The sequence below is a fragment of the Leptospira ainazelensis genome (genome assembly GCF_016918785.1).
Lineage (GTDB): Bacteria > Spirochaetota > Leptospiria > Leptospirales > Leptospiraceae > Leptospira > Leptospira ainazelensis.
The window spans coordinates 1-7,435 of sequence record NZ_JAFFPT010000035.1 but is presented as its reverse complement, the minus strand read 5'-3'; the positions used below and the strand labels follow the sequence as shown (position 1 = coordinate 7,435).

The following is a 7,435-nucleotide window of genomic DNA, read 5'->3' as shown; positions in this document are numbered from 1 at the left end:
GACTATAATTCCTTCGCACCACATAAGGGATTGCAAATGTTGTCGCCGAAAGAATTTATAGAAAAAGAGCTAACATTCGCTGTATGATTTTTGGGGGTAACTCCACGGGCTCTCTTCGGTGATTTAATTACTTCATTAGTAGTAAATACAGAGTAAAAGAAAAAAGGAGATTTCTTATAAATCTTCATAAACTTTAAAAACTCATCCATATATAACCTACATTTACCTGATTCTATTTTTGAAACTTGACTCCTGCTCTTTTTGATCATTTTACCTACTTGCGCTTGGGTAAGATTTGCTTCTATTCTAGCCACTTTTAGTTGATGATAGAATGCCTTCTTTTCTTCTTCGGAAATTCTCTCTATGGTTTGTCTGTAGGTAGCACTTTGAGACTTGCTTTTGGATTTTCTCGTCATAAATGAGCCTTTAGCGATCGGAAATCTCGAAAGAATATATGACCCACGGTATACCGCGTTTACTTTTTGTCAACTCTGCCGCAATATACCGTGTGTGGATTTTGAAGAATTTTTATTAAAAGTCGGAAAGAATATTCAGGCAGTACGAAAAGAAAAAGGGCTTACTCAAGAAAATATGGATGAAGGCGATTACGCCGTTCCTGTAAGAACTTTACAAGATATTGAAGCCGGTAGGGCTAATTTCACCGCGAACTCAATTTTCAAGCTTTCTAAGCGATTAAAAGTTAAGCCAACAGATTTGTTAGATATTTAGACTTGTGATTAAGCTTAACTTATAATTCTATTGACGTTTTTCAAACGGCTTTGCCTCCTTGGATTGGATTCAGCTGCTCCGTTTAGACATTCGGTGCGCTTAATCTCTATAGTCTCCAATATTGAATTTGCAAAAAGAAATAGATATAGCAAATTCTAAAAACATAATATTCAAGTAAACAGATGAAAAGTGCGCAGTTTTCATTTTCTGAAGAGCCTTACGTTCAACAATGGGTAGAAAAATTTGCCGAAGCAGACAGGAAAATAATTACACTGTTTCTGACCCAACTTTTACTAGTTCCTGTGAGTAAATTTCTGAGAAGCATTGATACAACTCTAAGTAACGAAAGAGAAAGACTTTTGCGTCAAAACAATTTTACTCCTATTGTAATACTGCCAGTTATAAAAACATCTAAACGTTCAATTTTTTGTGTTCCAAGTAATTATTCAGCCAGATCGAAACAAAACATTAAACTACATCTTACGTCTGATAAAGTACCCGAAATAATTCAATATTCAAATAATTATAGAGATCCTGGTATTGGGAGCGAAGCTCTCCTCGCCAATCTTATTACTACTTGTCACCGTAAATGGAGAAAAGAAATCGTCATCAATCCCACAATAAACAAAATGAAAAAACTATCAGTCCACAATATGTATTTCCTGGACGATCTAGTTGGATCCGGCGATCGCTTCATCAGTTTCTATAATAAAGTTATAGCGCATCCAACAATTAAGAGTTGGAAATCTTCTAAGTATATAAACTTCACATTAGTATGCTATTCAATTACTGAAGAGGCCTTTCAAAGAATTAAAGCACTTAATTCAAATATTCGTATTTTATATGACATTAAGTGTCCTACTATTGACAATATAACTAGCTTAACTAAAGAGCAAAAGCAGCTTATCGAAAAAACTTGTAAGAAATATTCTAAAAACTTTCATGATTTTGCTTTAGGCTATCGAAATAGTAAGGTTCTTTTGGTGTTCGAGCACAGTGTTCCCAATAATCTTCCTGGTATTCTTTTTAAAAAAATAAATAAACAAATTCCTGCATTATTTCCGAATCAGGTCATTCCCCACGATCTGAAAAAAAGTTTTATTGATATCGAGTCTCCAGTCTTTTTGGAAAAATTTAAATCCTATTTTTATATGATTAGGAAAAGAATAATTATTTTCGTTGATAAAAAAAATGCTAATAGGGATTTCACAATTTTGGCAATACTTGACGCCATTTCGAAAGGATATCGAAGAATAGAATCGCTTTCAAATATCTTACTCTTAGATCAGAATGAAATGAGAGAGAACCTTTCGTTTTTAAAAAGAAAATCACTTATAGATGAAAATAATAATTTAACTATTATTGGAAAAAATACCTTAAGGAAATTAGGAAAAGAGAAAAATACAGAATCTAATCAGTCTTACGAGAATTATATAAATTATATTCCAAAATCATTCGGGGGGCAATAAAACTTTATTTAGTCAGAATCCAGCTTGTCTGGAGGGGTTTAGAGAAATTCTGAATCTTTGAAAAATCGTCCGCTTTCGACTAATGCGGCCTTTGTCTTCGATGCCTACGTGGCCTTCGGCAAGACAAAGGCCGTATGAATCGACCGGCTACGCCGGGCGATTCATTGGTTGCCATCAAAGGATATGTAAATGAAGTTTATTTCCCCCCACATTTTCTTTCAAAGAGCGAAGGCAAAAGGTCTTTCCGCTGAAAGCTTAACTAAGGCGATTGCTTATTCAGAGAGATTAACGGCTGGCAATCTTCCAGTAATTTATTCTTTAAAGCATTTTTCACTGATAACAGGAACTAATTACAAATATCTTCGTAGAATTGTTAAAAGATATGAAGACCCATATTCGATATTCCAAATGCGTAAAAGAAGTGGAGGGGTTCGCAACATTTGTGTTCCATCTCCTTTTATTGCGCAAGCCCAGAAATTCATTACTAAACATATTTTGTCTAAAATAGTTCCGAATACGAGAAGTTATGCCTATCATCCAGGGAATAAGATATTCGAATGTTGTCGTCAGCACTGCGCCTCCCGATGGATTATTAAAGTCGATATCCAACAGTTTTTTGAAAATATTTCTGAACTAAAGGTGTTCAAAGTATTCAATACTTTAGGATATACTAAACTACTTTCACTCGAATTAGCTAGAATATGTACGCGTTTAAGTGATAGAAAAGTTAATCCGAAGTATTGGAAAGTAAGCAAGATAAATAATTATACGGCAATTCCTGGTTATTTTTCCAAAGCTATAGGGTCTTTACCTCAGGGAGCAAGTACTAGCCCTATGCTCTCGAATATAGTATGTAGAGAAATGGATTCTACATTCACTACAATGATGACAGAGTAAGGTATTGTTTATACGCGATACGCAGACGATCTAACCTTTTCGTCTTCGTTAACAATCAAGAATCGAGATGATGCAAAAAGGTTAGTTTCAAAAATTTATCAGGTAATCTTTTCCTTTGGGTTTAGGCCAAAAACTGCTAAAACCAAAATTTTACCCCCTGGATCGAAGAAGATAGTGCTTGGTTTAAATGTGGAAGGGACGGAGCCGAGGCTTTTAAAAGAATTCAAGTACAGAATAGAAAAACACTTATACTGCGTAGAAAAGTTCGGTTTATTAGAATATTCAATGCATTTACGTTTCAGAAATCCACTATCTTTTCATGATCATTTGCTCGGTTTAATAAACTATGCAATAATGATTGAGCCGGATTTCGGATACAAATGTAAAAATAGATTATCTTTGATTAATATCATTGGGGAAGAATGAGAATTAAAAATTAACCAGCTACGCCTTCCGTGGCTTCGCTGGTTAGACATTCGGGGCGCGGCACAGCAGATAACTAAAAATTGTCGCGGCGCTTCGGGATCGCTACGCGATCCTTGCTTGGGCTTCGCCAAATTCCGCTTTGTCACTCGCCTTGCAGGGCAAGTCTCGTGCCAAGAGCTTCGCACTCGCGGAACTTCGACAATTATCTATCGTTAGACGAAACGACCGCCAAATTTCTTAGCAGAAGATGTGCTTTCGAAATAAAACGGTAGAAAGGAATGATATTTATCGATTTTAAAAGTGATTTGACAAATGAATTACAATGCTGTATTTTGAATAAAAATGAAGGTAAATAAGTAATGTCAAAAACCATCACTTTGAGAATTGATGATCCGATTTACGATATTTTCAAAAAAGCCGCCGAAGGGGAAAGGCGAACAATTTCGAATTTCGTGGAAAACGCAGCTATTCAATATTTAACGAACGAGTTTTATGCTTCAGATGAAGAAATGGATGAAATCCTTTCTAACAAACAACTTGTATCATCTTTAAAGAAAGGCATAAAGGAAGCTGGTCAGGGAAAATACAAAGTTGTCCGTTGAATATAAAATAGCAGAAACGGAGTTATTTCAAAGTAAACTAAAAGATCGTCAATTTTCTCAGCTTCAAAAGAAACTCTCGGATTACGTTTATCCAATTCTAAAAAAGAATCCATTCTTTGGACCCAATATTAAGAAACTTAAAGGTGATTTTGACGGACTTTATAGATATCGAATTGGAAAATATAGATTGTTTTATCTAATAAAGGATAATGAGCTATTAGTTATTTTTGTTGATCTGGATCAAAGAAAAGATAGCTACAAGTAAAATGCGGTCGCATCGTCTAACTTCGGCTTCTCACTCCGTTCGCGACTCACGGTTCCCGCTCGCGCTCACTTCGGGCTAAAGCCACATTGCTTTGTCACTTCGGTTCGCAAGCCGGCGCTAAGGCGCCTCGAACCTCGTGCCAACCGCGTCGCGCACAAGCGCTTGCGGACGCAACGTCGAGAAGCCTCTTTCGTTAGACGACATCCAATATGAAATTGAAATTAACCATGTTCTATTTGACGCTGATTATTGCCGTGATATCGGTTACTTCGAATTTGCACTCTCAAAATAAATTAGTAATCGATGGTGTGAAAGTAAATATGAGGTCAAAGCCTTCAACTAATTCCTCAATAGTTCTAACATTTGAAAATGGAGCAGAAATTCAATTTCTCCCTTATCAATCAGAGTATGAGATCATAGGGAATCTAATTGGTAAATGGCTAAAGATACTATATTCGAATAAAACTGGTTACGTCTTCAGTAGCTTTACGAAACCATATGAATTTAAAGATAAGCAGTATATTTCAATAGAAAAAGCGCGTGCTTGTTGTTATAAACTTTGTAATCAATTGAAGGGAATGAATTGCTTAGGCAAGAATGATGATCCATCTTGCGATTGTGGGGAAGAATGCGAAGCGGGTGGTCCAACAACAATGGTTTATTATGGCTGGACAATGACTAATAAAGAAATAAGAGAATATTTTAATAACCTCGCTGAATATCAGAAGATTTCTAAACGATATTCCAATGAATGTTCCCCGAATTGAATATTTACCTTAGATACTAAACTATTGGACGTCGTCTAACTTCGGCTTCTCACTCCGTTCGCGACTCACGGTTCCCGCTCGCGCTCACTCCGGGCTAAAGCCACATTGCTTTGTCACTTCGGTTCGCGAGACGGCGCTAATGCGCCTCGAACCTCGTGCCAACCGCGTCGCGCACAAGCGCTTGCGGCCGCAACGTCGAGAAGCCTCTTTCGTTAGGCGAAAGCTCCAAATAATAAGGAAAACAATGTCAATACCTGATTATCAAACAATGATGCTTCCATATCTAAAGCAGATATCCGATGGAAAAGAATTTAATGTAAGAGAAGTAATAAATAATTTATATAAATATTTTAAACTTACGGAAGAAGACTTAAATATTTTTCAGCCAAGCAATGGAAAAATTAGGGTAATGGACAATCGATCTCATTGGGCTAAGAAATATCTATTAGAAGCAGGCCTACTTGAATCTACAAAGAAAGCACATGTCAAAATTACAAAAGATGGATTAGAGCTACTTAAAAGAAATCCCTTAGAGATAAAGGTTAGAGATCTACTTCAATATCCGAAATATATTAGTTTTAAGAATAGTTATCAAAATAAAGAAGAGTCTTCAGAGGAAACGGAAAGTCAAATTTCTGAAATTGTAGACCTATATACGCCAGAAGAAAACATCGAAAATTCATATCGGACGTTGCATAATCTGTTAATTAACGAATTAAATTCAAAATTAAAATCTGTTAATCCGTATTTTTTTGAGCAAATTGTTTTAGATCTTTTAATTAAAATGGGTTATGGCGGATCTCGATCTGAATCAGGATTGAGGACAAAAAGTTCAAATGACGAAGGTATCGATGGTACTATATTTGAAGATAGGCTAGGGCTCGATATAATATATATTCAAGCAAAAAGATGGAAGGAAGATTCAACGGTTGGGAGACCAGAAATTCAAAAGTTTGTAGGAGCTCTTTATGGACAAGGAGCAAAAAAAGGGATTTTTATTACTACGACTAAATTTTCTAAGGAAGCAATTGAATTTGCACGAACCTCGAATGATTTCAAAATTGTTTTAATAGATGGAAATAAACTTTCTGAACTTATGATTGATTTTGACGTTGGTGTATCTGTTTCTAAAAATTATACAATTAAGAAAATCGATTCAGATTATTTTGACGAAAATGAATGAGGAGCCTTCGCCTAACTTCGGCTTCTCACTTCGTTCGCGACTCACGGTTCCCGCTCGCGCTCACTCCGGGCTAAAGCCACATTGCTTTGTCACTTCGGTTCGCGAGACGTTCGCTAAGGCTCACTCGAACCTCGTGCCAACCGCGTCGCGCACAGGCGCTTGCGGACGCAACGTCGAGAAGCCTCTTTCGTTAGACGACATCGAGCTATTGCAATCTTGCACTTGGTAGCTTTTCATGTAGCATCGCTTAAAATTTTTAAATCATTTTGTTCATATTTAAAACTGAGTCTGTTCCACTTATTCGGGGAAGGGTCATTGATGTTTAATGAGATATTGTTTAAAAAAATACTTGCAAGCTCACGCGTTGTCACTAATGTTATAACTATGGATAATCCTGCAGTTAAAAAAACGACAATTCGGGCAATTGGTAATTCAGCGGGCGCGACAATACCGAAGGTTCTTTTGGAAAAATACAATTTTCACGAAGGTGATACAGTGTTTCTTTTGGAAACAGAAGATGGTATTTTACTTTCTCCATATGATCCTGATTTTGAATCAGCAATGGATATTTATCAAGAAGGTTCTAAGAAATATCGAAATGCCATGAAAGAATTGGCTAAATGAAAAAAGAACCAAAATGGATAAGTAAGAAAATTGCGGAAGCAATTCATTTGGATCAAATAAAACAACATGGCGGATTATACGGGATCAGAGACGTGGGGCTTCTTGAATCGGCACTTGATAGACCTAAGAATAAGTGGTCCTATGATAAAAAAGCGACTATCTTTGAATTAGCCGCTTCATTAGGTTTAGGTGTTGCAAAGAATCATCCATTTTTAGACGGCAATAAGCGGATATCTTTTCAATTGATGTATGTATTTTTAGGATTGAATGGTTACAAAATAGAAGTAGCGGAGGAAGAGGTTGTTTCAATAATGCTTCGCGTCGCAGATGGATCCTTAAATGAAAATACATTATCCGTATGGTTAAAGGATAGTTCGGTTTCTCGTTAACGCTCGACGTCGTCTAACTTCGGCTTCTCACTTCGTTCGCGACTCACGGTTCCCGCTCGCGCTCACTTCGGGCTAAAGCCACAT

10 protein-coding genes are annotated in these 7,435 nt (G+C 36.5%); 9 read left to right on the top strand and 1 reads right to left on the bottom strand.

The window, feature by feature from the left end:
• Window positions 1–2 precede the first annotated feature (2 nt).
• Window positions 3–416, bottom strand: a complete 414-nt coding sequence (locus tag JWG44_RS09765; protein WP_205274769.1) for a helix-turn-helix transcriptional regulator — start codon at window positions 414–416, stop codon at window positions 3–5.
• Window positions 417–510: 94 nt separating this feature from the next.
• Here JWG44_RS09765 and JWG44_RS09760 point away from each other — a divergent pair, with 94 nt between their 5' ends.
• From JWG44_RS09760 to JWG44_RS09720, 9 genes are all read left to right on the top strand, one after another.
• The gene (locus JWG44_RS09760; RefSeq protein ID WP_205274768.1) at window positions 511–729 is read left to right on the top strand and encodes a helix-turn-helix domain-containing protein; all 219 of its coding nucleotides are present in this window, start codon (window positions 511–513) and stop codon (window positions 727–729) included.
• 182 nt (window positions 730–911) lie between these two features.
• Window positions 912–2,198, top strand: a complete 1,287-nt coding sequence (locus tag JWG44_RS09755; RefSeq protein WP_205274767.1) for a phosphoribosyltransferase-like protein — start codon at window positions 912–914, stop codon at window positions 2,196–2,198.
• Window positions 2,199–2,387: 189 nt separating this feature from the next.
• Entirely contained in the window at window positions 2,388–3,095 is a 708-nt protein-coding gene (locus tag JWG44_RS09750; protein ID WP_205274766.1) for a reverse transcriptase domain-containing protein, read from the top strand.
• A 785-nt stretch (window positions 3,096–3,880) separates the two neighbouring features.
• Window positions 3,881–4,123 (top strand): type II toxin-antitoxin system TacA family antitoxin, encoded by a 243-nt coding sequence (locus JWG44_RS09745; RefSeq protein WP_205274765.1) that lies wholly within the window; start codon window positions 3,881–3,883, stop codon window positions 4,121–4,123.
• Window positions 4,113–4,388, top strand: a complete 276-nt coding sequence (locus JWG44_RS09740; RefSeq protein WP_205274764.1) for a type II toxin-antitoxin system RelE family toxin — start codon at window positions 4,113–4,115, stop codon at window positions 4,386–4,388. Before JWG44_RS09745 ends, JWG44_RS09740 begins: the two co-directional genes overlap by 11 nt.
• A gap of 209 nt (window positions 4,389–4,597) precedes the next feature.
• Window positions 4,598–5,155: an SH3 domain-containing protein gene (locus JWG44_RS09735; RefSeq protein ID WP_205274763.1), complete on the top strand. Its 558-nt coding sequence runs from the start codon at window positions 4,598–4,600 to the stop codon at window positions 5,153–5,155.
• A 244-nt stretch (window positions 5,156–5,399) separates the two neighbouring features.
• Entirely contained in the window at window positions 5,400–6,338 is a 939-nt protein-coding gene (locus tag JWG44_RS09730; protein WP_205274762.1) for a restriction endonuclease, read from the top strand.
• Between the two features lie 384 nt (window positions 6,339–6,722).
• Complete coding sequence (locus JWG44_RS09725) at window positions 6,723–6,962, top strand: AbrB/MazE/SpoVT family DNA-binding domain-containing protein (RefSeq protein WP_205274770.1); 240 nt, start codon at window positions 6,723–6,725, stop codon at window positions 6,960–6,962.
• Window positions 6,959–7,351 (top strand): type II toxin-antitoxin system death-on-curing family toxin, encoded by a 393-nt coding sequence (locus tag JWG44_RS09720; protein ID WP_205274761.1) that lies wholly within the window; start codon window positions 6,959–6,961, stop codon window positions 7,349–7,351. Before JWG44_RS09725 ends, JWG44_RS09720 begins: the two co-directional genes overlap by 4 nt.
• Window positions 7,352–7,435: the final 84 nt, after the last annotated feature.